Origin of the sequence: Rhodopseudomonas palustris BisB18 (assembly GCF_000013745.1) — a bacterium.
Classification (GTDB): domain Bacteria; phylum Pseudomonadota; class Alphaproteobacteria; order Rhizobiales; family Xanthobacteraceae; genus Rhodopseudomonas_A; species Rhodopseudomonas_A palustris_F.
Map to the genome: position 1 here is coordinate 130110 of NC_007925.1, position 26562 is coordinate 156671.

Below are 26562 nucleotides of genomic sequence, written 5' to 3' on the forward strand. Positions count from 1 at the left end.
AATCTTTCTGCTCTTTGAGCAGTTGTTGTTTTCTAGATCAGCTTAGGTGATCTTCACGAGACGTCGAGTCCGACGCGCTCCTGGCATACCGTGTCGCGCAGGTCGCGCAAGCCTGCGGCTGCGGCCTGGCGCATGAACCCCTGGTCCGACGACAGCACGAACACCGTCGCACCCAGCGAACCCAGCCACGCGGCTTCGGTAGCGTTGCCGACGAACACGCTCACCGGCTTGTTGCTGTTGCGGGCCGCTTTGATGATTCGCTCCACCGCGCGACGCACCTCGGGCGGATCTTTCGCGTCGTCGCCGAATGCGGCGGTGAGATCGCCGCGGCCGATGAACAGCGCGTCGACGCCGTCGACCGCGGCGATGGCGTCGACCTCGTCGAGCGCGACCGGGTCTTCGATCTGCGCCACGAACACCATGTTGGCATCCGCCTCCGCGATGTGCTGCCACATCGGCACGCTGGTGTAGCGCCCGGCCCGCGTGCTGGTGGCGAAGCCGCGGCCGCCGCCGCGATAGCGAAACAACGCGGCGATCTCACGGGCCTCGGCGGCGGTCTTCACATGCGGCACCAGCACGCCGCAGGCGCCGCCGTCGAGCACCGAGAGAATCCAGTCCGGTCCCGGAACGCGGACCAAGGCCGGCGTGTCGGTGACGCGCGCGGCCATCAGGGCGATGTCGCTGGAGGTGCGATCGAACGGCGCGTGTTCCTGATCGATCACCACGAAGTCATAGCCGAGGTCGCCGACGATCTCGGTGGCGTGCCCGGTCGGCGTCTTGACAAAGGTGCCGACCAACTTGTCGCCGGCCATCATACGCTGCCGGAATGTCGAAGCCGCATTCATCTTGAAACTCCCCTTGCCGTTTGCTGTTAGGCTGCCGATCACGGCATCGGATAGTCGTCGGCGTTCAAGATCCAGCCGGGTTTCTGCGAGAAATCCAGCCGCGGCGGACAGAAGATGTCGACCAGCTGATTGAAGTCGCTGCCGCAGGCCTCCGTGGTGTGAATCGAAGGCGGCGGAATCACCGCGATCGAGGGCGTCTTGCACAACTCGTGATCGTCGTTGCGCCAGTTGTGCTTGTCGACCGTCCAGGGCCAGCGCAGGTGATGCAGGAACTCGCCTTCCACCGCGAGCGAGCACTGCTCGAAATCGTCGTGATGGTGCGGCGACAGCTTGGCGGCGTCGCGCGGACCCTGAAAGCCGTCGAGGTAGTTCACCATGATGGTGCTGCAGCGCCAGATGCGGCCGAACCGGCCGGGCTCCGGCGCCACGTCGAGGCTGTAGACGCGCAGCCGAAAGCCGTCCTTCGGCAGCGGCCAATCCCGCAGCGGCGCCACGTAAGGCTTCGCCGTCGCATAGGACGCGGCGTTAGCGCTCTTCGCCGCGAGATCGGCCGATCGCGTGGTGAAGATGCGGTAGACCCGCCCCGGCTCGAGGATCTTGATGCTGGAGGGGCCCGGCGGCACGAACGCCAGCGAGCGGCCGTTGACGCGCTGGGTGCCGTCCGCCGTGGTGATGTCGACCACGACATGCGGATCGGACAGCAGCACGGCATATTCGTCGGGCTGCTCGTCGCGCGCCAGCACGCCGCCCTTGTTGGCCTCGGTGTGCACCAGCACGAAGTTCTGGCCGCGGCCGTACCAGCTCTTGCCGTCGGGGCCATCGTCCTGCGGCGGTTCGTCGTAGAAGCGCAAATACTCGGCTTGGCCGAACGGCCCGGTGGGCGCGGCCTGGGCGGTCGCCGGCGCGAGCTTAGCGCGGGGATCGGTGGGATCGTACATACGCAGCTCCCTAGACTTTGTTTTTGGAACGCAGCGCGCGGCTTCGCGGCCGTCGCTACGATCGGATCGGAAGTTCAGGCGGCGCCGGCCGCGGCGACATCGGCTTCGATGCCGAGCGCGCGCGCCGTATTGGTCGAGACCATCTTGCGGATCTCGTCGTCGTCGTAACCAAGATCGATGCAGAGCTGGATGCCGCGGCCGAACCCTTCGAGCGGACTGAAGGTGCCGACCTGACCGAGATCGGAGCACAGCATGGTCTGCCCGACGCCGGCGGCGTCGATCTGATTGCGCAGATCCTCGGGCTCGCGGCTCTTGAACTTGCAGCCGTCGAGAAACATGCACAACGAATGCTCGACAAACGCACCCATCGCCGCGATGCCCTTCACGTCGTTCAGCGAAGCGTCGACGATGTCTTCCGGATGCGTGAACACCAGCCGTTTGACGCCGCGGCGTTGCGCCTCTTCGAACACCAGCCAGGTCTCGCTGACATGGAGGTGGCCGCTGGCCAGCACCATGTCGTTCTTGGCGACGATATCCAGCACCTCTTTGAGATCGTCGCGGACCGACTTGTCGTCGTTCAGCACCGGGATCGCGGTGACCGGGCGCATCCTCTCCGTCGATGCCGGGTGCACCCATTTCGCCGCGGCCTGCCAACGCAGGTGGTTGGCGGCCGCCAGGGTCGGCAGCCAGACGATGCGGCCGCCGAGCGCGGCGGTGTGCTCGACCGCGTAAGGATTGAGACCGCCGACCACGTTGTTGAGCACGATGCTGGAATACAGCTTGGTCGTCAGGTCGGGGCGGTGCTTCTTGATCAACGCCGCGGTCATCACGCCGCTGTAGTCGTGATCCTTGGTCACCACCGCGGCGAAGCCGGCTTGCGAGGCCGCTTCGAGCAACTCGATGTGATCGAGCGAACGCGCGGCGATCGACGGACCGCTGTGCACGTGCGGATCGATCGCGCCCCGCAGCAAAGCCGCGACGCGCTGCTCGTCCTTGACGTCTGTAGAACCTGTCATTTCCTCACCGATGCGCTGTTCCGCGGCCTTGGTTCGGCCGTCGCTCTTTGTTCGCCAGGGCGAAACGCTGTTTCACAAAACATAAGGGACTTCCGAACGCCCTGTCAATAGAGCTCGAAAGCGCTGCCCCGAGCCGCGCTCGACCAAGCACTGGGTTGCGCGGCGACCGCAATCGGCTAGATTGACGTTTTGCCCTCGAGAACACGAAATGCGACCATCATGAGCGAGCAAGGATCCGGCGGCGTCCACTCGGTGCAGCTTGCGATCGACGTGCTGGAAGCCGTCGCCTTCGCCGACGAGGAGCTCGGCGTGACGCAGATCGCCGAGCGACTGAGCATGACCAAGGGCTCGGTGTTCCGGCATCTGCAGACCTTCGTCGACCGCGGTTACCTGACGCAGAACCCGACGACGTCGCGCTACGCGATCGGGCCGAAGAGCCGGCTGTTGGCGCGGCACGCGCCCGAGGCCGACCTGGTGCATCTTGCCGAGGGGCCGATGCGGCAGTTGCGCGACGCGCTCGGCCATCCGGTGGTGCTGTCGGAGATGACGCCGCGCGGCGCGCTGGTGCTACACACCCTCTCCGGCACCGCGCCGATCGAGATCGGGGTGCGCTCCGGCAGCGAACTCACCTTCCACGCCTCGGCGCAGGGCAAGGTGATGCTGGCCTTCGCGCCGGCGCCGTTCCAGGCCAGGGTGCTGGCGCGGCCGCTGCAGCGCTACACCGACAAGACCATGATCACGACGCGTCGGCTGGAGAAGGAACTGGTGAAAATCACCAGCCTTGGGTTTGCCTCAGCGCCGGAAGAGAACATGCTGGGGCTCAACGCAGTGGCCGCGCCGATCTTCGATGCCCACGATGCCTGCATCGCGGCGGTCGCGCTGGTCGGTTCGATCCAATTTCTGCCGGAAAAGCCCCGCCCCTCCGACGTCACCCAACTGATCGAAACCGCACGGCAAATCTCCCGCAAGCTCGGCCACGGCAACCGCAGCGGCGAGCCGCCCACCGCGGCGAAGCGGCGGCCTCGGACGGCCGGGGTTTAATAGCGCCCGCCATGCGGCCCATGCCATGCCGGCCTGGTCCTTAAGGTTGCCAATGCCGGCGAGAACTGGACGGCGCCACACGAAGCGGCGCGCGCCAGATCGCGAACGCCTTGCCTGCTATCGGCAGCTCGCCCCGCCGACTTGGCGCGGGTGTCGCGGAAATTCAGAATCCTGTTACACTAAGCCAATTTGGAGATGTCGATCGGATCAGGCGAGAGAGGGCCAAAATGACCGAAGATATCAGCGTCGAATTTTCCCTGTTCGTCGAACATGGGCGGGAGCGAGAGGCCGCGAACTTCTATGCGGCCGCCTTTGGTGCGCGGGAAGTGGGCACCTACGACATCGACGGCGTTCTGGGGGCTGTCGAAATGCGGTTCGGAAATCTGCCGGTATGGGTGGCCGGGGCGCATCCGAAGCGCGAGACCGCGCCGTCCTACGGCGGCCCGTTCTTCCCGAAGGCACCCGGAGCCGTCAGCACGATTTTCCAGCTCAAGGTCGGCAGCATTGACGGGGCCATGCAACGCGCCCTGGCGGCCGGGGCCGTGATCCGCGACGACATTCAGACGGACACGACCGGCCGCCGCGTCGCCTCGATCTTCGATCCCTTCGGCCATATCTGGGCGCTGGTGCAGCGGAAGGCCGCGGAGGTGTCACGGGCGGCGTGATTCTCGTCGCATTCTCAGTCGCATAGTTCGGGGCTTGGGGTCTGGTTCTTGCGACTGAAAGGCGGTCGACTTTTCGGGACTGGCGGAGAGGGAGTCCGCCCAGAAATGAGAGAAACGCCCGTTTTAACGATATCGAAACTGCATGCCTTTTTGGCTACATACACCTACGCATACACCGTGCGTCACCATCCCCGATTGGACGAAACAGACCAGAAAGCCAGAGCCAAACACCCGCGGCCGCCATCGCCTCATCCCGATTGTCGATCTCGGTCAAAATGCGGCGGGTTTTGACCGAGACAGACGTATGCTGATCGTGAGGATTTGAACCCCCGTTCCGCAACCGGTCCATCGATAAATCAATATCCGTCCCGGTCTGAGCGGGAGGTCATTAAGAAAATGCTGCTTCGATTCAATAGCCTATTTGGAAGCGATTGAGGCTTCGTTAACCATTGAAAACTCGAACTTCCGGCTCGGTTCAAACGGCTAACCACATGAAGTAGCGAGGACTTTCTGACCGTATCGGTTCTGCTTCAGTCCACAGGTCGGGAGAGAAACTGGCCATTCGGAGAATGCGGCCGTGAATTTGTTGGCTGTGCAGTGCAGAGGTCGCACCGGCAAAGCCTTTGAAAGGTTGCGCTATCTGCTGCCGCGTAGCGCTCGGGGAGACGCTTCAAAAAAATGTAATGGCGGGACGAGAGGGATTCGAACGCCCGATCCGGATTTGCGCCCACCGTCACTCTTCGCCGGAAGAAGCACACCTTCACGCACGCCTCGAAAGTCTCGCCATTCCGGCGAACGATGTGCTGCATCTCTACGAGAAACAGCGCACGCAGGTTCGTGGTGTCCCGTGGGGCACGCCAGTGATGCGGGCGTTGCGCGATCTCGACGACTGGACGCAGGCCGAGCTGGTCCGCAAGAAGACGGAAGCCTGTGTCGTCGGCATCGTGCTTGGCGCCGACGAAGCCGATCAAGGGATTGCTCCGTCGGTGGTCGACGCCGATGGCAATCGCGTCGAGCAGTTCGAGCCCGGGCTGATCGCCTACGCGCGAGGCGGCAAGGACATCCGCTTCAATCAGCCTGCCACGACGGCAGGCGTCGGCGAGTGGCTCCGCGCGCAGCTTCACATCGTGGCAGCGGGGTTCCGCATGCCCTATGAGCTGCTGACCGGAGACCTCAGTCAGGTCAACTACTCATCGATCCGGGCAGGACTCGTGGAGTTTCGCCGCCTGATCGATGCCGTTCAATGGCAGATCGTCATCCCCGTGCTGTGCCAGCCCATGTGGGTCTGGTTCTGTCAGGCTGCATGGGCAGCCGGGAAGTTGCCTCGGCCGGACATCGCGGTCGAATGGTCTCCGCCACGTTTCGAAGCCGTGGACCCGCTGAAGGACGCGATGGCCGATCTCCTGGCGTTGCGCTCGGGCACCATGTCGCTGGCGCAGGCCATTGCCCGCCAGGGCCACAACCCCGACGCCGTGCTCGCCGAGATCGCCACCATGAACGCCAAGATCACGCCCTCGGGCTCATTCTAGACAGCGATCCGCGGCGCGTGACGAAGAGCGGCGTGATGCAGGCGGACGCCACCGGCCAACCTTACAATCCCGACAACTGAGCTTTTGCACCATGACCCGAAACATCGACCTGCCACCGCTGACGCGGGCGGCGGACCTGTTGCGTGCGTCGATCGACGCGGCCGAGCGCACCATCGACGTGGTCTGGTCGACGGGCGCGCGCGTGCGCCGAAATCCGTTCTTCGGCGATCCCTTCGACGAGGAACTGGCGATGGATCCACGCGCCGTTCGTCTTGATCGCCTGAACGCGGGCGCACCGCTCTTGAGGGTTTACGATGCCTCCGTGCTCGACAGCATCATCGGTTCGGTCGTGCCGGGCAGCGCCCGCGTCGAGAACGGACGCGGCATCGCCCGTGTCCGCTTCTCCGACCGGACGGAAGTCGAACCGCTCTGGAAGGACGTCGAGGCCGGGGCATATCCGTGCGGTCTCGATCGGCTACCAGGTCCATCGCTTCGAGGTGACCAAGCAGGCGGGCGCGCCCGAGTTGTGGCGCGCGGTCGATTGGACGCCCTTCGAGATTTCCGCAGTGCCCATCGGCGCTGATCCGGCAGCGGGTTTCCGCTCCGACGAACCCCTTAACCCCAGCTTCGTCCATCGTGCCGACGCTCCAACTTAGGAGAAAGCAGCCATGGACGACGCTGTGACCGACAATGCCGAAACGCATACCCGCCAGGCCGCGCCTGAAGCACAGGATCGCGTATCGAACACGCCGCTGATCGATGCAGAGGCGATTGCGGCCCGCGCGCGCGATTCCGAACGCGAACGTGTCGGAACCATCCACGATCTTGCAGGTCGCCTGCACCTTGAGCGCAGTTTCGCCGACGATCTCGTCAAGCGCGGCGTCACGCTCGATGCAGCGCGCAGCGAGATCCTCGACAAGGTCGCCACCGATGCCGAGAAGACGCGGGTTTCGCCCCAGGTCAGCGTTCCGCTCGGCGGCCGCGATGAACGCGTCACCCGTCGCGACGCCGTGTCGAACGCCCTGCTGCACCGATATTCGCCGACGCTCTTCCCGCTGAGCGAACCGGCGCGGGAATATCGCGGCATGACGCTGCTCGAACACGCCCGTGAGTTTCTGGGCAGTGCCGGCGTCAATGTCCGGGGCATGTCACGCGACGAGATCGCCACCCGCGCCCTGCATTCGACATCGGATTTCCCCGAAGTCCTCTCGGCCGTCACGAACAAGACGCTGCGACAGGCCTACGAGGCCTATCCGCGAACGTTCATTCCCTTCTGCCGTCAGGTGCTCGCCACCGACTTCAAGGCGATGCAGCGGGTACAGATCGGCGAAGCTCCCCAGCTTCTCAAAGTCGGCGAAGGTGGCGAATTCAAGCGCGGCACGATCGCCGAATCGAAGGAAAGCTACCGCATCGAGACCTATGGGCGTGTGGTGGGCATCACCCGCCAGGTGCTGATCAATGACGATCTCGATGCTTTCACCCGCATCCCGGCCATGTACGGCACGGCCATCGCCACGCTCGAAAGCGACCTCGTCTGGGGCATCGTCACCGCCAACGCTAACATGGCGGACGGGGTGCCGCTATTCCATGCCACCCACAAGAACCTCGCATCCCCCGCCGGCGTGCCCAGCGTGATGGCCATCGGCGACGGGCGCACCGCCATGGCCAAGCAGACCGGGCTCGACAAGAAGACGGTTCTCAACGTGCGCTCCGCCTATCTGCTGGTGCCCGCTGCACTCGAGCTCGCGGCCGAGCAAATCATCGCGCAGAACCTCGTTCCCGCGAAGACCGGGGATGTGGTGCCGCAATCGATCCGCACGCTGACGCCCATCGCCGAACCTCGCCTTGATTTGGCGAGCGCGACGGCCTGGTATCTCGCCGCCAACCCGGCGCAGATCGACACGATCGAGTTCGCCTATCTTGAAGGCCAGCAGGGAGCCTACATCGAGACCCGCAACGGCTTCGACGTCGATGGCATCGAGATCAAGTGCCGTCTCGATTTCGGAGCGAAGGCGATCGATTGGCGCGGTCTCTTCCGCAACCCCGGCGCTTGATCTTCGAACCCGCCAGTATTTTCACCACCATCTCGGAGCCAGTTCCATGAAGAGTTACGTCCAGCCCGGGCGAACGATCACGCTCGCCGCTCCCTATGCCGTTGCTTCCGGCGACGGCCTTCTCGTCGGCGCGATCTTCGGGGTCGCGACGGCTTCCGCAATCCTTGCCGAGCAGGTGGAAGCCTGCCTCGTCGGCGTGTTCGATCTGAAAAAGACCGCGTCGCAGGCCTGGAGCGTCGGCGACAAGATCTATTGGGACAACACCAACAAGGAAGCGACCAAGACGGTCGGGACCAACACGCTGATCGGTGCTGCGGTTGAAGCCGTCGGCAATGGCGCTGGCGAGACGATCGGTCGTGCACGCCTCAACGGCACCGCATGACGATGTTCGCCTTCACATCAGCCATCGATGCGCTCTTCGCCGATCCCAATATCGGCGAAGATACGCTGTGGAAGGCGGGCGGCGTTGGCGCTGGCGTCGCTGTCCGCATCATCCGCAAGTCGCCCGACAGCATGGCGTAATTCGGGGACAGCCGCGCCGTGTTGCCGACCGTCGGTATCGATATCCCGGCGCTCTCAGTCCGCGACAATCACCGAGGGTGATCTGATCATGATCGGGACCGAGACGTTCAAGATCATCGGCGAACCGATGGGCGATGCGCTCGGGCTTGTGCTGGCTTGCGAGGCCGTAAAGATTTAGGTCGGCTTCGCTCGGCTTGCTGATCGTGGCTACTTCGATGCCGAAACGGCGTTCAGGGTCACTTGGTCAAACCCAAGTACAATTGGCACCGTTTCGCCTCGGATGACCTCTCGCCCGGTCAAGTCCAACAAAGAGAATTTGGCCCTACCATAGCGAGTGGGGTCCGGACCGCCAGGCGTGGGAAAAGCAGGAAAAGTCAACTTCTGCCCTGCAATCGCGGCATCTTGCTTGGGAGATGGAAGAAACACCTGAAACACCTCATTCCCATAGGCAATTACCAGAAAAGCATAGGGAACACCGCTTACCGTCGGCCGCCGCCGCATAAGCATAACGACGATAAGATCATTGGGCATCGGTCCAGGCTGGAAGGTCCGGAAAATCGGGAATTCCTTCACGAGACCCTTAGTGTGGTCCTGCTCGCGAATCCATGCCAACGCTTCGACGAAATTCGGAAGTTCCACAGCCGGAATCAGCGTGAGGCCAATTTTAACGAATGCCTTCAGGACAGCGACGGGTGTGTAAGAATCCCGTTTGAGTTCAAATCTGAGTTGCTTGCTTTCCTCATCCACGTAAAAAATTGGATCGTCTTCGTAGTGCTTCATCTCGAAGCCCGTTTCGCCATACTCAATTCGCCATCCGGGATCGGGGCCACCCTTTTTTAAAGTTGGGACACCACTCTTGCCGCGTATTCTGGCAAACGTTCGACTAGGCTTCGACCAATTTCCGAGATCGTTTTCGATGCCGCGCCCGAATAGCTGATTGCAGTTATCGCATTCAAAATTGGTGACCACACTCTTGTTTCCCAGTGATTCTGGGATGGCGTGCGCTTCAAGCTTAAATGAAACCTCGTTCTCGCCCTTTCCGCAGAAGCGGCATACACGGTTATTCTTATCACCGAGGACTATCTTTGTGCCCGGTCGGATAAAAAGAGGCTCGATGCCAGCATAATGCTGGTCATAAAAATCGGCCGCCTTTACGATTTTCGGGTCAAGCTCGTGCATGTTCATAATTGTATAGGTTTGAGCCCCGATTGTCGACGGACAGGTCTCTCTAGCATCGGAGAGATTCAATGCGCTTCAATATCTAGCGTCCCGATCTCGGCAAAGCCCTTGCTGAAACCGAGAAGGATATCGAACGCGCGGTCACCTCGGGGATGCGCGACGCTGCTGATGGACTGAAGCAGGATCTCCGCGAAGATGTCGTCGCGGCCGGGCTCGGTGAACGGCTGTCTCGGACATGGCGGGGAAAGACCTTCCCCGAGGTGGGCGAGAGCGCCGAAGCCGCAACCTATGTCTGGTCGCGCGCGCCGAAGATCGTCGATGCCTTTGACCGTGGCGTGGTGATCCGTTCGACGCGTGGCCTGTTCCTGGCGATCCCGACCGCTGCCGCCGGTAAGAGCGGACGGAGTGCCGTTGGCTCGCGCGAAAAGATCACGCCGGAAGGCTGGCAGCGGCGAACCGGCCTGAAGCTTCGGTTCGTCTATCGCCGTGGCCGTCCCTCGCTGCTGGTCGCGGACGATGCCCGGATCAACACGCGTGGGCTTGCAGCCCGCAATCGCCGCAAGACCGGACAGGCCAGCGTGATCGTGTTCATTCTGGTTCCACAGGTCGCCCTGAAAAAACGGCTCGATGTCGAGAGCGCTGCCAAGCGGCAAGCCGCGCGCGTGCCCTCGTTGATCGCGCGGCACTGGCCGCAATCCTGAAGGCTCGTCATCCATGGCTTCGAAACGCGAAACCGTCCTTGCCGCAGTGAAGTCGCTTGTCGCAGCTGCGCTGCCGGGCGCGGAAGTGAAGCGCAATCTGGCCAAGGCCGAACGTATTCCGCCCGGTGGGCTGGTCGTGATCCGCGACGGCGATCCGGGCGAATCGGAGGTCAGCCTCTCGCCGCTGACCTATCTCTATTCGCACCGCATCCCGCTTGAGATCGCCGCCTAGGAGAGCGCGACGCTCACCCGCGAGCAGGTGATGGACGCCATGACCGGCGCGATCGGCGCGGCCGTCATGGCGAACCGGACGCTCGGCGGACTGTGCGACTGGATCGAAGCAGAAGCGCCGGTGACGGACGATATCGAAGCGCTCGGCGCCTTGCCCGGACGCTTCGCCGATCTCGCGATCCTCGCCGTCTACGCGACGACCGATCCTTTGAACTGAACCAACAACGACAGGAGTATTCCCATGGCACGCGCACGCGGCGCCAACGCCGTCATGGCTGCGGTGTTTGAAGCCACCTATGGCGTCACGCCCGGTACGGGCTTTCGCAAGCTGCCCTTCGTCTCGGCCAACCTCGGCGAAGAGCAATCCTTGATCGAGAGCGATCTCCTCGGCTATGGCCGCGATCCGCTGACGCCTGCCTATGACGTGGCGTCGAACGAGAGCGACATCGTCGTTCCCATGGATCACCGCAACATCGGGTTCTGGCTGAAGGGCCTCTTCGGCAATCCGACCACGGTTGCGACGGTCGCCGCAAAGGGTTCGATCTTGTTCTCGGCGCAGCCCACCGTGAACGCGACGATCACGATCGCCGGAACCGCATTTACATTTGTATCCGCCGCGCCAACCGGCAACCAGATCCAGATCGGAGCGAATCTCGGCGCGACTTTGACCAATGCCGTGACCGCCCTCAACGCCAGTGTCGTGCCGGCAGTCGCGGCTGCGACCTATGCCCAGACCGGCGGCAACACGCTGACGATCACGCATGACACGCTCGGTCTTGGCGGTAACAGCTTCACGATTGCGGCTTCTACCACGCCCGCTTCAAACGGCACGGTCTCAGGCGCAACGCTCACCGGCGGCGCGAACGGCCACACCTTTGTTTCGGGCACGCAGACCCTGCCGTCGATGTCGATCGAGGTCGGCCTTCCCGACGTGCCGTTCTTCGGCATGAACTACGGCGCGCGGGCGAACAGCCTTTCGATCCAGGCGCAGCGCTCCGGGCTTCTCTCAGCTACGGTCAACGTGATCGCCCAAGGTGAGACGACAGCTATCGCGACGGCGGCAGGCACGCCGACCGTTCTCGATGTCGAGCGCTTCAGCCAGTTTCAGGGATCGATCACCCGTAACGGGCGGTGCTCGGCAATATCGTCTCGGCGGAACTGATGTATTCGAACAACCTCGAAAAGATCGAGGTCATCCGCTCCGACGGGCGCATCGCCGATATCGATCCGGGCATCGTCAAATGCTCCGGCAATCTCATTGCACGGTTTCAAGACACGAGCCTGCTCGATCAGGCGACCGCCCGCACGCCGTGCGAGATCGCCTTCGGCTGGACCATCGACGCCAGCCGCTCGTTGCTCTTCACCGCGCATCGCGTGTTCCTGCCGCGCGGCAACCGGCAAATTCAGGGGCCGGGCGGCATTCAGATGCCCTTCGCCTGGCAGGCCGCGCTCGATCCGGTCCTGACCAAGACCTGCACCGTCGTTCTGACCAACGACGTGGCCTCCTACTGATCTTTCCTTTCCCCGAAATCGCCATCAAACCAAGGAGCCACCATGCTCAAGCTCGAACCCGTGTCCGCCGAACCCTTCTGGCTCGACGTGCTATCCGGCGTGCGCATCCAATTCCGGCCTGTTTCAGTTGCCGCAATGCTGATCGCGCGCGGCGCTGCGGACGAAGCCCTGAAGGCTGGCGGCGAACAAGCCACGATCGAGGCGGGCGCGGCCTTCATCATCGCCGCCGTGCTCGTGCTGGTCGTTGTCGTTGAAAAAGGCCTCGGCATCGATGTGCCGGGCGTCGATGTCGGTTCCGATTGGCTCACCCAGATCCTCGCCGCGCTCGGCCTCGGCACCTTGCGGGCTGGGATCACCGGGGCGAGCAAGTGACCGGCTGGTTCGCTCTTGTCCTCATCGTCGCGGTGGTCATCGCCACCGCGGCGATCTTCGCCGCTGGCCGCAAGGCGGGCGCCGCCACTGAGGCGCGAAAGCCCGCGAGGCCGAACTCATTTTCAGAACGAGGCTTCCGATGCCAAGGACCGGATGCTCGAAGCGGGCGCTGCCGCTCCTCGTGATCGCGACGCTCTCGCTGAACGCCTGCACGCACCGATGAGAGAAAGTCATGTGGCCCAATCTCCTGCCCGATCGCCTCGGATTGTGTCTTCAACTAATAGTTACAATTACTTAGTGCGATGCGTAGGCGAAATGATGGGCCATCCGCCACGAAGCCGTCAGGGATAAGGACGACCAATTGTTCTCGTGATCTCTCGCGCGAATGGCAATCAAATGCTATGTTCGTAGGTACGATGCCAGCTAAAGCAGCAATTGTGTGCCTCACTCAGAATACGCCGACGCGTGTGAGTTTTTTGCGTGGGTCGCTGACGCGGTTGTTTGAAGCATTCAATGCACGTGCGGGCTATCCAGTGCTTATCTTGCATGAAGGCGATTTCGCCGCTCACGAGCAAGACGACTTGCGGCGAACGCTCGGAGGTGACCGAGGCGACGCTCTGCAGTTCATTGAGCTGGAGCCGGACGATTTCCTTGCGCCGGATTGGGTATCTGAGGGAGTCGTTCGCGCGCATCAACGCGTCGTTCCTGACGCGCCAGGTGTGCAATACAGAACCATGACCCGCTGGTGGCTTCGCGATCTACCTAAGTATCTTTCGGAATACGATGTCTACATGCGACTCGACGACGATGCGTACCTGGATGAGGCAATCGGCGATCCAATCGCGTCCGTCCTAGAGTCAGGTGTAGATTACGCGTCAAATTGCGTACACATCGAACATCCGATGAATGCATTGGGGCTCGCCGATCTTTGCCGACGATTGATCGGCGAGAGCGCTCGTTTGAGCGGGCTCTTTGTGACGGGTGAGCACGGACCCGAAAACTGTGCGCTTAGGTCGTTCGTCGCCGGTCTGCCCTCTCATTTGAAGAGCTTGGTCTCTACTGATAGGCTGGAAGCGCCGATTATGTATTACAACAACTTTCACGTCGCTCGGCGCTGCGTATGGGAGAGTAAGCCGCTGCGTGACTTCTATAGCGGGATTGACGAGAGCGGCGGCCAATATTTGCTCCGCTGGGGCGATGCGCCCATTCAAACGATCGGCGTCGTCGCGCTGGGGTTCGCCATCGGAAGGTTGGAGTTTCGGTATTCGAAGCGACATGAGCGCGCGGACGGAGCTTTCGTAAACTGTAACCACGAGCTTGCGTCGCCGTTCATGGACGCAAGTGTAGACGTCAACGCGCCGAAAGCTGGGAGCTTGACCGAATTCGACGCTTTCAATCGGATGCTGCAACGCAGAGGCATCGCTGATATAGGTCGCAGGATAGGAAAACACGACGCCAAAGGCCGGACCGATGGATGACGCAACGGATGAACTGGCGACTTTGATCGCGCGAGGTCTGGGCGTGCTTCGACCTAAGAGGCTGCACGCGGGCGCGGAAGCCGTCGCTTACGAGCTAGACGATGCGCGCGTACTGAAAGTGTATCACGCCGGCGGTTCTGCTGAACGTTTCGCAACGATCGCATCGTTTTACGCGCGTCTGAACTCAGACAGGGCAGGGTTCGCTGTTCCCAGAATTCTTACGCACGGCGTTGAAGGGGGGCGTGCCTATTCAGTAGAAAAACGCCTTCTCGGAGAGCCGCTCTCAACTCGCGCGCACTTTTTGACCGACACGGATCTGATCGACGCCTATCTTGCCGCTGCGTTGCGGGTAGGGCGCATTCAAGTCGAGCCGGAGTGGAATAGCTGGACGATGTTCGGCGAGCAAAGGCACGGCGATTGGCATCAGCACGTCCGCGGGCAAATCGAAAGCCAGTCTCGCGCGCTGGCGAGAATGCTCCAACCCGCGTATTGGGAACGCCTCGCCAATGCCACTGCCGACGTCCGCCAGCATTTCGATCGACCGTTCCTCGGAAAAGTGTGCCTTATCCATGGCGACTTTCATCCCGGCAACGTTCTAGTTGGTGCGACCGGCCGCGTGCTCTCTCTCGTGGACTTTGGCGCCTTTACAACTTTCGGCGACGCGGCATTCGACGTTGCAACGGCGTGCGGATACTTCAGTATGTACGAACCTGACCAGGCGACCACGAGGCGAAGTTTAGTAGCGCGCTTGTTGCGCATGGAGGGTTCACCGCCGGGTGCGCTCGTTGCGATGTATCTCAAGCTCGCCGCGTTTCTAACTTGCACTGCTTACCCGGACGATCGCGTGGCCGTACAAGACACGGGGCATTTCCAATGGGCTATGTCGGTGCTATTCGATCCAATGCTTGATGAGCTTGTCGATCGGGTGCCACACTGATCGGGAGAGAATGACATGGGGCAAGGTGCCCGTTTTGATCGCGCCACGGATCTTAGAGTGGACGCCGCTGAGGTAGATGCGAATGCGGAGATGGACAGTCGCGTGGCTCTTCATTGGGCGAGATCAGTGCGCGAAAATCCACGGCTCTTTAATGGGCCATTGTTATCGCCGGTTGGTGTATCCGTTCGGAACGGTTGCGCCACACTTCGCGTCAAGCGATCGGACTACGCACACTATTTGTATGCGAGATCTATCGCGCACACGGACGGCGCATCAACGCCGGGTACGATTTTTGTCTCTTTAGTGGTGCCAATCGGGCCGTCCAGGTTTATCGCCGGAAGAATGGCCGCGCACACTGCGACGCCGGGCATTGTTCAATTGCCTGGCGGCGGTGTAAGCGACTTAGGCGATCCGCGGCTGACAGCGGTAGAGGAGGCGTCTGAGGAGCTCGGTCTGGAGTTGCATGTAGAGCGATTGCGTATGCTCGGCGTTATCGTTCGCGACGCACCTCTCGATGTCGGTGTTGTTTATCTGGCACCTCGTCAGAATCCGGCCGCGCTGCGGGCGACGTTCGAAAACCTGCTGGAGTCCGATCGCAGAGCTCAGAGAGAGAGCGAGTTTCAAGAGCTGTTGGAGTTTGATGTCGGAACGCTTGATCGGCAGCATCCAGGAGAGCGGCTTGTGGACTATCTAGGGGCGGTCGCGGGGGGCTTAAGCAGGGATCGGTGGCATGACTGAGCTGCTATGTTGGATCGATGGGGTAGTGCGGCCTGCCGAGTCCGTATCGATGTCGCTTGCGAGCGATGCGTCCCTACGAGGAATCAGCGTTTTTGAGGGCATTAAAGCTTATCGAGCGCCGCACCAGGATCGCTATTGCGTAGTCTCGCTTCACTCGCACATTCAGCGCCTCCAGGTTTCCTGCGAGCTGATGAGGTTGCGCGTCGATAGTTTGGCTGACCGGGTCAATGAAGGGATTTCAGCGCTGTTGAAAGCTGAGACAAGGTCAGAGGTATATATCCGCCCGACCGTCTATCTCAGGTCCGGCTACTACGGGACTGTGGCAGATGCCGATCTTGTAGTGCTCGCACGCAGCGCAGCGGATCATAGGGCACCTCTTCGCTGTTCAATAGCAACGCAACGCCATGTTCCTGCCAGCGCATATCCCTGGGGGGCGAAAGTTGGTGCGATGTATGCCTTCTTTCGCTTGGCCCGCTTAGAAGCCGTGGAGCGCGGAGCCGACGAGGCAATTTTGCTCAGTACTGACGGGCGTGTCGCTGAGACGCCGGGAGCCTCAATATTTGTCGTCAGGGCGGAGCGCATTTCCACGCCACGGCTCGAAATGGGAATCCTGCCGAGCATCACGCGCCTGACTGCTATTGAGATTTTGCAACGTCGAATGAACATAGAGGTGATTGAAGAGGATTTGGCCCCAAGAGACTTGTGCGCAGCGGATGAAGTTTTTGTCACCGGTACGCTCGACGAGGTGCGCGGGGTCTTATCCATCGACGGGCAGAGCATCGGGTCTGGTGAGACGCCTGTAACGAACGCATTGCTGACGACGTACCTCGCCGCTTGCCGAGTTGGCGATCCCACGCCTCCGGTCGGCAGTGCCTTCTTCCCGGGGCACCCGTCATGAGGATTAAAGCCTCCCCGGCCTCGCCAAGCCATCGGCCAGACGCGGTTTTGTTCGACATTGGCATGACAATCATCTTTCCCGATGGTCGCGTCTTAGCTCGGGAGTTCAATAGACTTTCGCAAGGATGGATTGTTAATCCACGCGATGCGGCACGTGCCTTAGCTGCGTCGGCTGAGATGCATCACTTCGGCTTCTCGGATTCTGTTGAAGCCGTGGGCGCGGCGATGGCCACGCACCTCAACGTCCATCGCGACCTGGGCGTGGCTGCCTGGCGGGCTGCGATTGACGCCGGGGATCTGTATTCGGAGATAGATCCGTTCTCAAAGATTGTCCTACAAGAGTTGAGGCGGAAAGGGATCAAAACAGCGGCCGTGTCGAATGCGTCGAACGACTTGAAAGAGGAATTGGCCTCTTACGATTTGCTTTGCCTCTTCGATGTAGCGATCGGATCCAATGACGGATACGCAGAAAAGCCACATCGGGCCATGTTCGATGCCGCGGTGGATGCGATTGGAGTGGATCCCGCAAGTGCTTGGCATGTCGGAGACGGTCTCATCAATGACGTTCTAGGCTCGGCGCGAGCGGGAATTGGGCATCAAATTCTTGTGGACCGATATGGTGTTTATACCGCGCCGCCCTGCGAAGTTGTCGAGTCGATGGAAGCTCTCAACTGCATGATCGCGCAACTATGAAGGTGTTACTGATAGTCCCCAGCTTCCCACCGCGTACCGGCGGCCTAGAAACTTACGTTGCTCATTTGGCGGAAGCCCTTGCCGTCCAGGGTCACTCGATTGTGGTCCTTACCAACAGCGATCTTGAGGAACAGCCCGCGGTCGAGGAGCGATACGGTTACACAGTCTGGCGGACAAGGGCATTGCTGGCTGGTCACGGGCACGAGAATTATGTTCCGTGGGAGAGATCATATTTTGCGTTGTTAAACGACATCGCAGACTTTGCGTCGGATGCGCAATTCGATGTTGTCCATTGCCATACACAAGTATCACTCTTGATTGCGCATTTAAGCGGACTCTCTCAGAGGTTTCCGATCGTGGCGTCCTTTCACGAGACCAACCCTCTCCGCGACAAACTAGGCGAACAACGAACAAAATTCATAGTTCGTCGGTGTCCGGCTGCCAGATACGCGGTCGGTAGCGAGGCCTTTGCTGCGCAAGCGCGCTCGTTTGGAATAGAAGATGAATTGATCAGAGTGGTGCGCATGGGTATCCGCGACAGACATCACACGGATCGCGATGTCGCGCGGCGAGAACTGAGCATGCGGTATGGCGTATCCACAGAACGCATTCTGATCACGCTGTTAGGGCGCTTCACGCCGAGGAAGCAACACGAGCAAGCGCTGTTGGCCCTCGAGCGTATGCACCAGCGTCACAATGTGCAATTGCTGTTCGCTGGTTCTGACAACAGCACCGATCCCGTGTTCGTGCGCCAGCTGCGTCGGGTTGCGGCGGCAGCAGCTCCTAGCGTGATCTGGCTTGAAAATATCCCTGACGCCGATCGAGATCTACTTGTAGATGCCACTGACCTCGGTCTGCAGCCGAGTAGCAAGGAAGGGTTAGGGCTGGCGGCTATAGAATTTATGATGGCCGGCGTCCCGATTCTGGTCTCGGATATAGAAGGCCTTCGTGAGGTCGTAGGTGAGCATACGACGTGTCTGGTCGATGCCAACTCGGTCGAGCATTTGGCGCGACGGATAGATAAGTTGGTTGTGAACGTACAGGAGAGGGCGACCCTTGGTAGGCAATTGCAGCAGCGCGCAAGTATGGAATTGTCGATTGAACAAGCGGCGGTACGAACGCTCAGTGTTTACGCTGAGGCCCTTTCATGCGAGTGATGCCACCGTCCCTTGGGGTATACGGGCCGGGTCCTCGCGATAGGTCCGGCGTTGCTACATACATCGCCGAAAGTCTCGAGCATCTTCAACCATTCTTCCGGACGCACTGGGTGGCGAATGGCGAGACTTGGATATCACCCAATCAATTCGACTATGCGCTCTATCACATTGGCAACAATGAACTTCATCGAAGCTCACTTCGTGCGGCGATGCTTCGCCCGGGCGTGTCGCTTCTGCACGAATATTTGCACCTAGACTTGTATTTTCAGGTTTGGGAAGATATCAGCGAAGCTCGACAGCGGGAGATACTTTCAGAACTAGCGCGAAAGAGCGGTCTATCGGCGCGCTCTGCATCGCACTTCGTTGAGCAGGCCAACGCCCGAGGTATCGATCCCTACGCTATCGATATTGGCATAGAACGATATGTTGTTGAAGCGTCTAAGGTCGGCTTGGTCCATTCAAGCGGAGTAGCGCAGCGCCTGAGAGAGCGGTATCGTCGAAGTCAGATTGAAGCCGTGCCTTTTCCGGTGAGGCCGTGGGGTGACTACGACAGATCGATTCCCGAAAAGTTCGGTATCCATAAGAATATGTTTGTCTTCGGAGCGTTTGGCTTTATCGGCGAATACAAGTGCATCCCCCTTATATTGGATGCTTGGCAAAATTGGCGCGGCAAACCTGCCAATGTTGTGTTATTGCTTGCTGGTGAAAGACAGTTTACGATTAATACAGAGTTCGAAGGGGTTATCGAAACGGGTTGGCTGGACAGCCAGACGTTCAACGCGCTTATTCAGCGCACCGACTGCGGCGTCCAATTGCGGAAACCAAGTCTCGGAGAAACATCGGGACCGGCCGCAGCTTTCTGCGCTCACAATCGACCAGTGGTACTCAGCGATACTCCGGAGATGCGCGGGATCGGTATCGGCAAGAATGCACGTTTCCTGAACGTAAATGCAGGCAACGAGGAGCTGCTTGCCCTGATGCAGGCTCTCTACGAAGGCCGTGGCGATAAACGAGCTGGATATATTGAGGAGTTCGCGTGGTCGTTATGGGCCAAGAGAGTACACTCCTGCGTCACTGGAGCGGCGATGGGGATATGATGGGGGCATTAGAACTTGAATCGAGATATCGCGCTTTGTTGGACGCGGTTGCATGCTCTGGCGTTCTGCTCAAACGCCGGCAGCAGAGTATTGTGTCAAGTAACTCATTCATCACCAAAGCAGACAATTCCATTGTGACAACGGCTGATCTAGAGAGCCAAACATTGCTCGTCGATGCTCTCGTACAATTCGCACCCTCTCCATTCAGCATCATTTCGGAAGAGGAAGGCGAATTTGCGCGCCCTACTGAGGGTTCGCTTTGGTTCTTAGATCCTCTGGACGGCACAGCACATTATGCCAAAGGGCGATTGGACTATGCGATCCTGCTCAGTGAATGGCGTGACAGGCGTCCAGTCTTCTCTGTGGTGCATTATCCGGCGACGGGAGAACTCGGATGGGCACACGAAGCGATGATTGGGTTTGAGAGTAGTGTGGTGACGGGGACGCCTTCTGTGCTGACGCAGCTGTGCTACATCTCGGACGAGAACCTCCGAAGTGATGTGCAGAGACGCACTGGGGGTGCTTGCGTTCAGGATGCGACGGAGTCGACGCGTGCCTTGTTCGATCTTGCCGCTGGGAAGCTCAGCGGCGCCGTGATCCAAGTTTGCGGACACGGGGCGTGGGATCTTGCAGCTTCGACACACCTAGTGTTGGCAAGCGGAGGTTTTGTATGCGACGAAAGTGGCGCTGCTCTGGACATGAACGATCCAACAGTGACGTGTAAATTTGTGGTGGCCGCGAGGGACAGAGCGATGGGGCTGTTGTTGCTGGGGGCGCTGAATGGGAAGAGCTATGCAGGGTGACGAGCAAAATCCTGGGACAATGTGGCCTATCGACTTCTTTGATTCCGGTTTCGAAGAAACGTTCCGCCTGCTGGGAAAGTATGACAGCACCGAACGAGATGTAGCAAATCTGATCGAATTGGTCGATTTGCCTCGCGGTGCGCGTGTGCTTGATGTGCCGTGCGGATGGGGGCGTCATTCAGGCGTACTGAATTGGTTGGGATACGACGTGGTCGGAGTCGACGCGTCGCCATCTCAGATAGCGCGAGCACGCCAGAAATGGCCCTCAGTCGAGTTTCATCTTGCTGACATGAGAGCCGCGCCGGGCACTGCGTATGGCGCTGTCTTGAATCTCTGGACCAGTTTCGGGAGTCTTCCGAGCGCGTCGGATGATGCTGACGCTTTGGCTCATTGGTGCAGCATTACGGAGGTGGGTGGTGCGCTGGTTATGGAGCTCACCACTCGGGAGTACGCTGAGGCATCCAATCGCAAGGGTGCGGAAACTGTCACGTACAAGCGTGTCACCCACAACGGTGTGACCGAGAGAGCGAAGTTCGACTGGAATGCTGGGCTTTCGGTCAACACTTACGTAAGGGGAGGATGGGAGCGCACTTGCGTCACTCGATTGTATGAGAGGCCCGTCTTAGCGTCAATGCTGCGCAACGCCGGCTACGCGAACATAGAAATATTTGGTGGCTTCGACGGCTCTCCTGTGCAGGATGATCGTAGAACCGTATTCGTCGCTCGACGGCCTTAGGCAGGCGAAAGTCGGCGGGCCTGACTTACACCGAGTATGGCGCAAAGTTCTACCAACCCCTCGCTGGCGCCTTTCCGACAAAGTAGATCCTGATCGGTAACGCTTTCGAGCGGATATTCGATGAAGCGATCACCTACGTTATAGCCCTCAGGGTCAAGATAAAATACTTTTAGACCGGCTGCCCTCGCTCGCGCCTGCACTCGTCGGCGGTCCGCATGGCTACCGATTACCAAGAGGCTGCGTGCTTCGGGAGAAATCGAGATAGGTGGGATGGTTTCATCGTAACGGCGGAGAAACAGTTCCGGCAGCCCGACCCGATGCGCCAATCCGTCGAAATTGTTTGTCATCACGGGCGCTACCAGAACACCGCCTTCTTTGAGCGTCACCAATGCATGATGTGCTGGGGCGGGTTCTGCTAAGAAGGACGCCTGAAAGAGCTTGGTGAGCGATTTAAGTTCATCAAATGGCTGCTCCAGGATCCGCGCAATGAGATTGTCTTCGGTGCCGCCGAAGATGAACTTGCCCGTCTGCAGGTCTGTTACGCAATAGAGATCGTGAAGATGATGGAGCGCGGGTATGCCGGACTCTAGTGACGGACCGCAACCTAGTTCGACATGAAAGGGAAGATACTCTGCTAGACCGGATAGGTCAGAAACGATATCCGGTCGTCCCCGAACGTCTTTCACACGCATTCCCTTAGCTAGCACTTCCCATGGCAAACGCTCTGGCACCGGAACATAAGGTTGCGAGCGTATGCGTACATCTAAAGTCTGGTAATTCTCCGGCATGACGCGCCGTGCCTTAATATCTTCCGGGTGTCGATCAATTCGCTCCATGGAACAGATGAGATCGCCTAAAATCCAAGTTTGGTGGGCTGCAAAGGAATCACGGCGTCTCCATCCGCCGGCAGATAGTGACGCTTCAACCTGGTTTTGACAGAAATTGAGCTCTAGCTTCGGTAGTGATGTGGAAAAATAAATGTAAGCGCTCTTTAGGACTAGGGTGCCGCCTCGCTCTCCAGCGACGACGTCGTAATGATGAGTGTAATGGACAATACGCCTGCGTTGATCGCTTGTATCCCGCCAACCGGATTCGGTCGCATTAGCTGGTGTTTGCGTCCGACGCCAAATTCCGTCTTCCCGTGTACGGTCGCGATCTGAGGGTGCCAGATATTCAGTGCTCCAGCGTTTAGTGAGCTGCTCGCTCAATCCGTCGCGCAGAACAATCGGAAAGGTGACGCGCATCGGTGTTTTTCCGCTCTCAAATGAACTACTCGGCGGAGATGCCCCGCACGTTAGTTAAAAAATCGGCGTTCGGGTCCCGCAGAGCTGGACGCCGCATCATCTGACGGATACCCGATACCCAGAGAATGTTGAAACGTCAATCGGAAGGCAGGCTGATCTTGGCCGGTAGCGAACAGGAAGGTTCTCTTCAACGCCGCATCATTCTCAGGCAATATCAACCTTGATCTGCATAACCATTCCAGCCAGCCGACCAGCTTCCTGCAAGCGCGCAGCGGCACGTTCAAACCCGAGCAGAACACTCGCATCCGGTTTCCTATCCACCGCCACCACCGCTGCGCTCCCGACGGACTCTGTGGCCAAAGCCTCCAAAAAGCCTAATGAAAAGAGCCTTTATTGGGAACAGCGCCGTACGAGAGAACAGCTGATTTCGGAGATTTGAGGCTGGAGACGGCGATTTTCTCTAAAGCTTAGTACTGCGGCGATTTGGTACGGTTTAGGAAGACAGCCAATTAAGGTGTTTCCAGCTGCGATCTCGCTGACGGTTCGAATCCCTGTCGGACGTGGGACATGCGTATCCCTGACGGTGAATTTGTCCCAAGGATGAGCGCATTACGTTTGCTGATAGCGCCGGTACTGCGGTGGTGACCTTCCCAGCCGAATAATTGCTGCGGCGACAATCCGTGCCGCCGAGCGACGCCCGAAACCGAGTCGCCGCTGATCTCGATCTCCGCGACCAACCGGGCCTTGTCCTCGTCGCTCCATGCCCGCCGCCGACCGGCGCCGGTAAACACCTCCGGCCGGCGAACCGGCTTGGTGATAGCACTATCCACTGTATCCATTCTAAGTACGCATCCGACGAGCGCCGTCTTGTCTGATGCGAGGGATTTCGCGAAGCGTGTGACCTTAAGTCTAGCTTTAAGGTCATCAAGCGATGCGGGTCGGCGTGCCGGGCAAGTGCGGGGCTTGCAACCTGCTTGCACGACCGCATCGGCAACCGCAGCGACGTTCGCCAAGACGCTCGGCAAGACGGTTGCGGCGGCGAGCCGCGTGCCACGTACCGGCGCCTCCGACGGCCCTATAAGACCAGGGTTCGCATGCCGTCGAAGCTCGACCCGCATATTGCTGCGATCGAAGGCTGGTTTGCCGAGCGGCCGCAGCTCACCGCTATCGAAATTGTCCGCCGGCTGAGCGAGAAATATCCCGATGAGTTCGGGACGAAACAGCATTCGATCGTGCAGCGTCTGCTGAGGGCGCTTAGGAGCAAAGCGGCCAGGCAGCTTGTCGCCGAACTCGGCGACACCCCGATCGCGGCCCCATGGCCCGGGGCTATGGAGGGCCCAACCCGCCCACAGCCCCTCCCACCGAGCAAGTCGGGAAAGCCAGTTCGCGCGACCGATCCGTCGCTATCGGATGAGGCAATACGGGGGGGCAAAGGCCACGCCGATTTACAGCCCAAGGCCGCAACCACGGTTGCGAGGAAAGACGCACGGGCACCAAACCGGACCACGCGGGCATCATACGCTCAAAGTGCGCGGCAGGCACCCGCCCCTGCCAAAACTCCGTGCAGTGGCGTTACTTTGGGGACACGGTTGGCGGCTCTTCAGGACGCCGCGAAATTTGAAAAGGTAGCGAAGGTACAGTTTCGGAGTCAGCCGGGCAGAACGACGTGCCCTAGATCGGCTTCTTCTGCTTCGCAATCTCATCCTTGCGCTTTTCAGCCGCCTGTAGGCTACGCACCTTCGCGACCTGCTGAACAAGCTGCAAAATCTCGGCGAGATTCCCGACGTCAGGCTGAATATCGAATAGCGGACAGCTCCGCTCATTGCCAAAGCCGGCATCGCACGGGCCAGACGTCCTTATCAGAAGCAGGACCCGATTATCCTCATCTTCCGGAACTCCCTCTGCGTCGAGGCGGACCCAATAGTCCTTGAGTTCATCCGTGCCACTGCTGAGACCCATTCGCTCATGACTCCCGAACCGCGCGCAGTCAGCACTGCACACGTTTTGCATTTCGGACAGCAATTGGCCAACGATTGGACGGATCAGGTAGTTCTTTACATCCTCCGGATACTCATCCGGCCTTCCCCGGCACAAGGACTCAAGGATAAACCTCGCCAGAGGCTCCGGCTCACTATACGTAGCTGCTACGAGTATCACGTACGCCAGCGTCCGGATCATTTGATGCTGATCCACACCGGCTTTGACAGAGCGCATGACGAGAAACGACGTATTCACAAGCCCGAAGTGCAGCACGTTTAACAGCGCTTCCCGGTCAATCGCGCCACCCCATGGCCGCTTCACAATGCTTCCATTGGCAAATTCATTCGCAATCACGGCAAAGAGACCGAGCTCCGTCAGTGCCAGGTCTGACCGAGTCGCCCAGAGCTTCTCCAACACACCCGGCTGAACAAACTCAAGCCTGTTCCAGAATTTCTCCTGGAGTGCATGGAACTGGCCGTCCGGGCTGAGCGCTTCCGAAAAGAGGCGGAGCACGACATCCGGATGCTTCGAGAGAAACCGCTCCAGCTGGTGATGATCCCAGAGCTTGACCTTGGGCCTTGGGTGGGAGGACTGCCATTGCTTGATCCAGTCACGGGTCGGATTGGAGAATTGCGTGTTTGTGGCAATGACGACGTAGTCGAGGTTTCCGGTTGCCAGTGTGTTGTTCACGGCCGCTTTCACCTCATCCGGCTCAACCGTTCCAGCGCGCCCCTTGCACTCAATCCACCACCTTTGGGATTCCATTTCGCCATCTGCGCCAGGCGCATAGAAGGTCGCTTCGAGATCACGTCCGCCGTCCGCAGCCCCGCCGCCTGCCCCTCCCGTTCTCCACTCCAGGTCTTTGGCTCCCATGGCATCGAGGAGCCAGTAGACACATTCCTCCAGATCGCACCCTTTCAGGGTCGCGAACGGAATCGACGCGGGAAGCACCCAATCCTTGGCCGCAGCGTCACCCATTCAATTTCTTTCCTTCTTGGCCCAGCGATATCCCGACGATGCCGAAATCGTCACGATTCAAACAGCAGGTTACTTTCAAACCCAGTGAGGAGCACTCGCCTTGCCGCATTCGGGAGCAGTGGCGTTAAGGCAAGACGTTTGGGAATTACGCGCCCCTGTCCCACTCCTTTGAGATGTCCAGCGTCCATCGCTTTCCGACGTGCCGCTTGCCGGTTGCGTCCAGACAGCATGGGCGGAGCTTCACCTTCCCGCTATGCCCCTGCTTCCTTAACGTCCGGGAGATTTCAGAGTAGCTCACGCAAAGGGATGCCGATTCGCCTTCTTCGAGTTTCTTCGGAAATTTCTTGAAATCAACAACGCCAACAAATGACAAGTGCTTGCCGTCAGGAGCCAGCAATGTCGGCGCCTTGACATACACAGGCCGGTTTCCACGATTCACGATGTCAATGGAGGCATTTTGCGTGCTTACTTCGCCGTCCGCGTAAACATGGAAGGCGGGCGACACACTCACTTCGATGCGACGCCACTCCCGCCAGATGGTCCTCATCCAGATCGCCACCGACAGCACGAGGCCCGCGACGCCGATGTAGTCCTTTAGCTCCAACCCCAGCATCAATCCACCTCATGGCAGCGCGTTCGGCATATGACCTGCTCACAGAATAGCAGCCTTGGGCTGCCACCCCTATTCAGCAGCAGACCTGTCAGCTTTTCTCTTTTCAGCGGCGTTCTCCCACTTTGGACCCTAAGCAGAGACCCTCCGCCGCCGGAGAATAGATCGACACCGCACTACCAAAGCCGCCATATCACCAATCCCATCGCCAGGACGATGACGAGCAGAAAGACCAGGATCCCAAGCGGGCCTTCTGCCTCTCCCTCGATAACATTGAACAATCTCACGGCAAGGCGGTGGCGTCCGGGTGGCATGGTAGGTCCTCTCATCGGTCGTATCGAGCGTTGCCGATTCACACAGTGCCCTGCAATGCACCGGCTGGCCTGCGCACCCTATTCACAGGCGAAGCGCGTCAACCGCTCCACGGGACGTATTCCCGGCAGGACCACCATGCCCATCGAATGGTTACAACAAAAAATTACTGTTAACCCGTTGTAATATTGTGCTTTATTCGGACGACAGTCGGCGAGACGCCCTCAGAGCCCCGCTATCCGCGCCGCACGAGAGAGAGGCTTTTCGCAGACGTCACCAGGAATCAGCCCGTCAACC

At 59.8% G+C, this 26562-nt stretch carries 29 protein-coding genes and 1 pseudogene; 22 read left to right on the forward strand and 8 right to left on the reverse strand.

All coding sequences use genetic code 11. The features are described 5' to 3' along the window. Positions 1 to 53 precede the first annotated feature (53 nt). From RPC_RS00600 to RPC_RS00610, 3 genes are all read right to left on the reverse strand, one after another. Entirely contained in the window at positions 54 to 812 is a 759-nt protein-coding gene (locus RPC_RS00600; protein WP_208855629.1) for an HpcH/HpaI aldolase family protein, read from the reverse strand. Between the two features lie 71 nt (positions 813 to 883). Beyond that, positions 884 to 1783 carry a hypothetical protein gene (locus RPC_RS00605; protein WP_011470603.1) on the reverse strand — a complete coding sequence of 300 codons (900 nt, stop codon included), beginning with the start codon at positions 1781 to 1783 and terminating at the stop codon, positions 884 to 886. Positions 1784 to 1857: 74 nt separating this feature from the next. Beyond that, entirely contained in the window at positions 1858 to 2799 is a 942-nt protein-coding gene (locus RPC_RS00610; protein ID WP_011470604.1) for a DUF6282 family protein, read from the reverse strand. A gap of 219 nt (positions 2800 to 3018) precedes the next feature. Between RPC_RS00610 and RPC_RS00615 the strand changes: the two genes are divergently transcribed. The 7 genes from RPC_RS00615 (at position 3019) to RPC_RS26655 (ending at position 8610) form a co-directional block, all read left to right on the forward strand. Beyond that, positions 3019 to 3840: an IclR family transcriptional regulator gene (locus tag RPC_RS00615; protein WP_011470605.1), complete on the forward strand. Its 822-nt coding sequence runs from the start codon at positions 3019 to 3021 to the stop codon at positions 3838 to 3840. A gap of 227 nt (positions 3841 to 4067) precedes the next feature. Next, positions 4068 to 4505, forward strand: a complete 438-nt coding sequence (locus RPC_RS00620; RefSeq protein ID WP_011470606.1) for a VOC family protein — start codon at positions 4068 to 4070, stop codon at positions 4503 to 4505. A 683-nt stretch (positions 4506 to 5188) separates the two neighbouring features. After that, complete coding sequence (locus RPC_RS00625; protein WP_011470607.1) at positions 5189 to 6034, forward strand: phage portal protein; 846 nt, start codon at positions 5189 to 5191, stop codon at positions 6032 to 6034. A 91-nt stretch (positions 6035 to 6125) separates the two neighbouring features. Continuing rightward, positions 6126 to 6617 carry a hypothetical protein gene (locus RPC_RS26650; protein WP_415914777.1) on the forward strand — a complete coding sequence of 164 codons (492 nt, stop codon included), beginning with the start codon at positions 6126 to 6128 and terminating at the stop codon, positions 6615 to 6617. Positions 6618 to 6702: 85 nt separating this feature from the next. After that, a complete protein-coding gene (locus RPC_RS00630; RefSeq protein ID WP_415914778.1) occupies positions 6703 to 8088 on the forward strand; it encodes a prohead protease/major capsid protein fusion protein in 1386 nt (461 codons plus the stop codon). A gap of 46 nt (positions 8089 to 8134) precedes the next feature. After that, complete coding sequence (locus tag RPC_RS00635; RefSeq protein WP_011470608.1) at positions 8135 to 8470, forward strand: DUF2190 family protein; 336 nt, start codon at positions 8135 to 8137, stop codon at positions 8468 to 8470. Then, positions 8467 to 8610, forward strand: coding sequence for a head-tail joining protein (locus RPC_RS26655; protein ID WP_415914779.1), 144 nt, complete (start codon positions 8467 to 8469; stop codon positions 8608 to 8610). Before RPC_RS00635 ends, RPC_RS26655 begins: the two co-directional genes overlap by 4 nt. A 207-nt stretch (positions 8611 to 8817) precedes the next feature. On the opposite strand, the gene RPC_RS00645 is transcribed toward RPC_RS26655, so the two are convergent. After that, a complete protein-coding gene (locus RPC_RS00645) occupies positions 8818 to 9789 on the reverse strand; it encodes an HNH endonuclease (protein ID WP_157043105.1) in 972 nt (323 codons plus the stop codon). Between the two features lie 110 nt (positions 9790 to 9899). On the opposite strand from RPC_RS00645, the pseudogene RPC_RS00650 reads away from it, so the two are divergent. The 15 genes and pseudogenes from RPC_RS00650 to RPC_RS25290 form a co-directional block, all read left to right on the forward strand. Beyond that, positions 9900 to 10490, forward strand: a pseudogene (locus tag RPC_RS00650) (DUF6441 family protein); the annotation flags it as partial. A 13-nt stretch (positions 10491 to 10503) separates the two neighbouring features. After that, positions 10504 to 10722, forward strand: a complete 219-nt coding sequence (locus RPC_RS26660; protein ID WP_415914780.1) for a hypothetical protein — start codon at positions 10504 to 10506, stop codon at positions 10720 to 10722. A 30-nt stretch (positions 10723 to 10752) separates the two neighbouring features. Next, the gene (locus RPC_RS26665; RefSeq protein ID WP_415914781.1) at positions 10753 to 10938 is read left to right on the forward strand and encodes a hypothetical protein; all 186 of its coding nucleotides are present in this window, start codon (positions 10753 to 10755) and stop codon (positions 10936 to 10938) included. 24 nt (positions 10939 to 10962) lie between these two features. Further along, complete coding sequence (locus RPC_RS26670; RefSeq protein ID WP_415914782.1) at positions 10963 to 11883, forward strand: phage tail tube protein; 921 nt, start codon at positions 10963 to 10965, stop codon at positions 11881 to 11883. Then, positions 11853 to 12233, forward strand: coding sequence for a phage tail tube protein (locus RPC_RS26595; RefSeq protein ID WP_208855630.1), 381 nt, complete (start codon positions 11853 to 11855; stop codon positions 12231 to 12233). The genes RPC_RS26670 and RPC_RS26595 overlap by 31 nt, the downstream gene beginning before the upstream one ends. Positions 12234 to 12275: 42 nt before the next feature. Further along, complete coding sequence (locus RPC_RS24885) at positions 12276 to 12605, forward strand: hypothetical protein (protein WP_011470611.1); 330 nt, start codon at positions 12276 to 12278, stop codon at positions 12603 to 12605. A 401-nt stretch (positions 12606 to 13006) separates the two neighbouring features. Continuing rightward, complete coding sequence (locus tag RPC_RS00670; protein ID WP_167532047.1) at positions 13007 to 14083, forward strand: hypothetical protein; 1077 nt, start codon at positions 13007 to 13009, stop codon at positions 14081 to 14083. Beyond that, positions 14076 to 15020, forward strand: a complete 945-nt coding sequence (locus RPC_RS00675) for a phosphotransferase family protein (RefSeq protein WP_011470613.1) — start codon at positions 14076 to 14078, stop codon at positions 15018 to 15020. Before RPC_RS00670 ends, RPC_RS00675 begins: the two co-directional genes overlap by 8 nt. 15 nt (positions 15021 to 15035) lie before the next feature. After that, a complete protein-coding gene (locus tag RPC_RS25855; protein WP_011470614.1) occupies positions 15036 to 15758 on the forward strand; it encodes an NUDIX hydrolase in 723 nt (240 codons plus the stop codon). Continuing rightward, positions 15751 to 16656 (forward strand): aminotransferase class IV, encoded by a 906-nt coding sequence (locus RPC_RS25285; RefSeq protein WP_011470615.1) that lies wholly within the window; start codon positions 15751 to 15753, stop codon positions 16654 to 16656. Before RPC_RS25855 ends, RPC_RS25285 begins: the two co-directional genes overlap by 8 nt. Continuing rightward, the gene (locus RPC_RS24890; RefSeq protein WP_011470616.1) at positions 16653 to 17348 is read left to right on the forward strand and encodes an HAD family hydrolase; all 696 of its coding nucleotides are present in this window, start codon (positions 16653 to 16655) and stop codon (positions 17346 to 17348) included. The genes RPC_RS25285 and RPC_RS24890 overlap by 4 nt, the downstream gene beginning before the upstream one ends. Further along, positions 17345 to 18505 carry a glycosyltransferase family 4 protein gene (locus tag RPC_RS00695; RefSeq protein ID WP_011470617.1) on the forward strand — a complete coding sequence of 387 codons (1161 nt, stop codon included), beginning with the start codon at positions 17345 to 17347 and terminating at the stop codon, positions 18503 to 18505. The genes RPC_RS24890 and RPC_RS00695 overlap by 4 nt, the downstream gene beginning before the upstream one ends. Positions 18506 to 18615: 110 nt before the next feature. Continuing rightward, a complete protein-coding gene (locus RPC_RS25860) occupies positions 18616 to 19602 on the forward strand; it encodes a hypothetical protein (RefSeq protein ID WP_157043106.1) in 987 nt (328 codons plus the stop codon). Then, on the forward strand, positions 19599 to 20405 hold the full coding sequence (locus RPC_RS00705) for an inositol monophosphatase family protein (protein ID WP_011470619.1): 807 nt from the start codon (positions 19599 to 19601) through the stop codon (positions 20403 to 20405). The genes RPC_RS25860 and RPC_RS00705 overlap by 4 nt, the downstream gene beginning before the upstream one ends. Beyond that, a complete protein-coding gene (locus RPC_RS25290; protein WP_011470620.1) occupies positions 20395 to 21141 on the forward strand; it encodes a class I SAM-dependent methyltransferase in 747 nt (248 codons plus the stop codon). Before RPC_RS00705 ends, RPC_RS25290 begins: the two co-directional genes overlap by 11 nt. Here the strand turns inward: RPC_RS25290 and RPC_RS25865 are convergent. The 4 genes from RPC_RS25865 to RPC_RS00720 all read right to left on the reverse strand — a co-directional run bounded on the left by RPC_RS25865 (position 21138) and on the right by RPC_RS00720 (position 25956). Beyond that, positions 21138 to 22385: a hypothetical protein gene (locus RPC_RS25865; protein ID WP_011470621.1), complete on the reverse strand. Its 1248-nt coding sequence runs from the start codon at positions 22383 to 22385 to the stop codon at positions 21138 to 21140. The two genes, RPC_RS25290 and RPC_RS25865, sit on opposite strands and share 4 nt — an antisense overlap. Positions 22386 to 22894: 509 nt before the next feature. Beyond that, positions 22895 to 23611 carry a transposase gene (locus tag RPC_RS26675; RefSeq protein WP_415914783.1) on the reverse strand — a complete coding sequence of 239 codons (717 nt, stop codon included), beginning with the start codon at positions 23609 to 23611 and terminating at the stop codon, positions 22895 to 22897. 445 nt (positions 23612 to 24056) lie between these two features. After that, the gene (locus RPC_RS00715; RefSeq protein ID WP_011470623.1) at positions 24057 to 25343 is read right to left on the reverse strand and encodes a restriction endonuclease; all 1287 of its coding nucleotides are present in this window, start codon (positions 25341 to 25343) and stop codon (positions 24057 to 24059) included. Between the two features lie 145 nt (positions 25344 to 25488). Beyond that, positions 25489 to 25956: a hypothetical protein gene (locus RPC_RS00720; RefSeq protein WP_041801235.1), complete on the reverse strand. Its 468-nt coding sequence runs from the start codon at positions 25954 to 25956 to the stop codon at positions 25489 to 25491. Positions 25957 to 26562: the final 606 nt, after the last annotated feature.

Excerpts from the sequence above, each read along its gene's own strand:
- RPC_RS00600 (WP_208855629.1), bottom strand. The coding sequence starts at position 812 with ATGGCCGGCGACAAGTTGGTCGGCACCTTTGTCAAGACGCCGACCGGG.
- RPC_RS00605 (WP_011470603.1), bottom strand. The coding sequence starts at position 1,783 with ATGTACGATCCCACCGATCCCCGCGCTAAGCTCGCGCCGGCGACCGCC.
- RPC_RS00610 (WP_011470604.1), bottom strand. The coding sequence starts at position 2,799 with ATGACAGGTTCTACAGACGTCAAGGACGAGCAGCGCGTCGCGGCTTTG.
- RPC_RS00615 (WP_011470605.1), top strand. The coding sequence starts at position 3,019 with ATGAGCGAGCAAGGATCCGGCGGCGTCCACTCGGTGCAGCTTGCGATC.
- RPC_RS00620 (WP_011470606.1), top strand. The coding sequence starts at position 4,068 with ATGACCGAAGATATCAGCGTCGAATTTTCCCTGTTCGTCGAACATGGG.
- RPC_RS00625 (WP_011470607.1), top strand. The coding sequence starts at position 5,189 with ATGGCGGGACGAGAGGGATTCGAACGCCCGATCCGGATTTGCGCCCAC.
- RPC_RS26650 (WP_415914777.1), top strand. The coding sequence starts at position 6,126 with ATGACCCGAAACATCGACCTGCCACCGCTGACGCGGGCGGCGGACCTG.
- RPC_RS00630 (WP_415914778.1), top strand. The coding sequence starts at position 6,703 with ATGGACGACGCTGTGACCGACAATGCCGAAACGCATACCCGCCAGGCC.
- RPC_RS00635 (WP_011470608.1), top strand. The coding sequence starts at position 8,135 with ATGAAGAGTTACGTCCAGCCCGGGCGAACGATCACGCTCGCCGCTCCC.
- RPC_RS26655 (WP_415914779.1), top strand. The coding sequence starts at position 8,467 with ATGACGATGTTCGCCTTCACATCAGCCATCGATGCGCTCTTCGCCGAT.
- RPC_RS00645 (WP_157043105.1), bottom strand. The coding sequence starts at position 9,789 with ATGCACGAGCTTGACCCGAAAATCGTAAAGGCGGCCGATTTTTATGAC.
- RPC_RS26660 (WP_415914780.1), top strand. The coding sequence starts at position 10,504 with ATGGCTTCGAAACGCGAAACCGTCCTTGCCGCAGTGAAGTCGCTTGTC.
- RPC_RS26665 (WP_415914781.1), top strand. The coding sequence starts at position 10,753 with ATGGACGCCATGACCGGCGCGATCGGCGCGGCCGTCATGGCGAACCGG.
- RPC_RS26670 (WP_415914782.1), top strand. The coding sequence starts at position 10,963 with ATGGCACGCGCACGCGGCGCCAACGCCGTCATGGCTGCGGTGTTTGAA.
- RPC_RS24885 (WP_011470611.1), top strand. The coding sequence starts at position 12,276 with ATGCTCAAGCTCGAACCCGTGTCCGCCGAACCCTTCTGGCTCGACGTG.
- RPC_RS00670 (WP_167532047.1), top strand. The coding sequence starts at position 13,007 with ATGTTCGTAGGTACGATGCCAGCTAAAGCAGCAATTGTGTGCCTCACT.
- RPC_RS00675 (WP_011470613.1), top strand. The coding sequence starts at position 14,076 with ATGGATGACGCAACGGATGAACTGGCGACTTTGATCGCGCGAGGTCTG.
- RPC_RS25855 (WP_011470614.1), top strand. The coding sequence starts at position 15,036 with ATGGGGCAAGGTGCCCGTTTTGATCGCGCCACGGATCTTAGAGTGGAC.
- RPC_RS25285 (WP_011470615.1), top strand. The coding sequence starts at position 15,751 with ATGACTGAGCTGCTATGTTGGATCGATGGGGTAGTGCGGCCTGCCGAG.
- RPC_RS24890 (WP_011470616.1), top strand. The coding sequence starts at position 16,653 with ATGAGGATTAAAGCCTCCCCGGCCTCGCCAAGCCATCGGCCAGACGCG.
- RPC_RS00695 (WP_011470617.1), top strand. The coding sequence starts at position 17,345 with ATGAAGGTGTTACTGATAGTCCCCAGCTTCCCACCGCGTACCGGCGGC.
- RPC_RS00705 (WP_011470619.1), top strand. The coding sequence starts at position 19,599 with ATGATGGGGGCATTAGAACTTGAATCGAGATATCGCGCTTTGTTGGAC.
- RPC_RS25290 (WP_011470620.1), top strand. The coding sequence starts at position 20,395 with ATGCAGGGTGACGAGCAAAATCCTGGGACAATGTGGCCTATCGACTTC.
- RPC_RS25865 (WP_011470621.1), bottom strand. The coding sequence starts at position 22,385 with ATGCGCGTCACCTTTCCGATTGTTCTGCGCGACGGATTGAGCGAGCAG.
- RPC_RS26675 (WP_415914783.1), bottom strand. The coding sequence starts at position 23,611 with ATGCTGTTTCGTCCCGAACTCATCGGGATATTTCTCGCTCAGCCGGCG.
- RPC_RS00715 (WP_011470623.1), bottom strand. The coding sequence starts at position 25,343 with ATGGGTGACGCTGCGGCCAAGGATTGGGTGCTTCCCGCGTCGATTCCG.
- RPC_RS00720 (WP_041801235.1), bottom strand. The coding sequence starts at position 25,956 with ATGCTGGGGTTGGAGCTAAAGGACTACATCGGCGTCGCGGGCCTCGTG.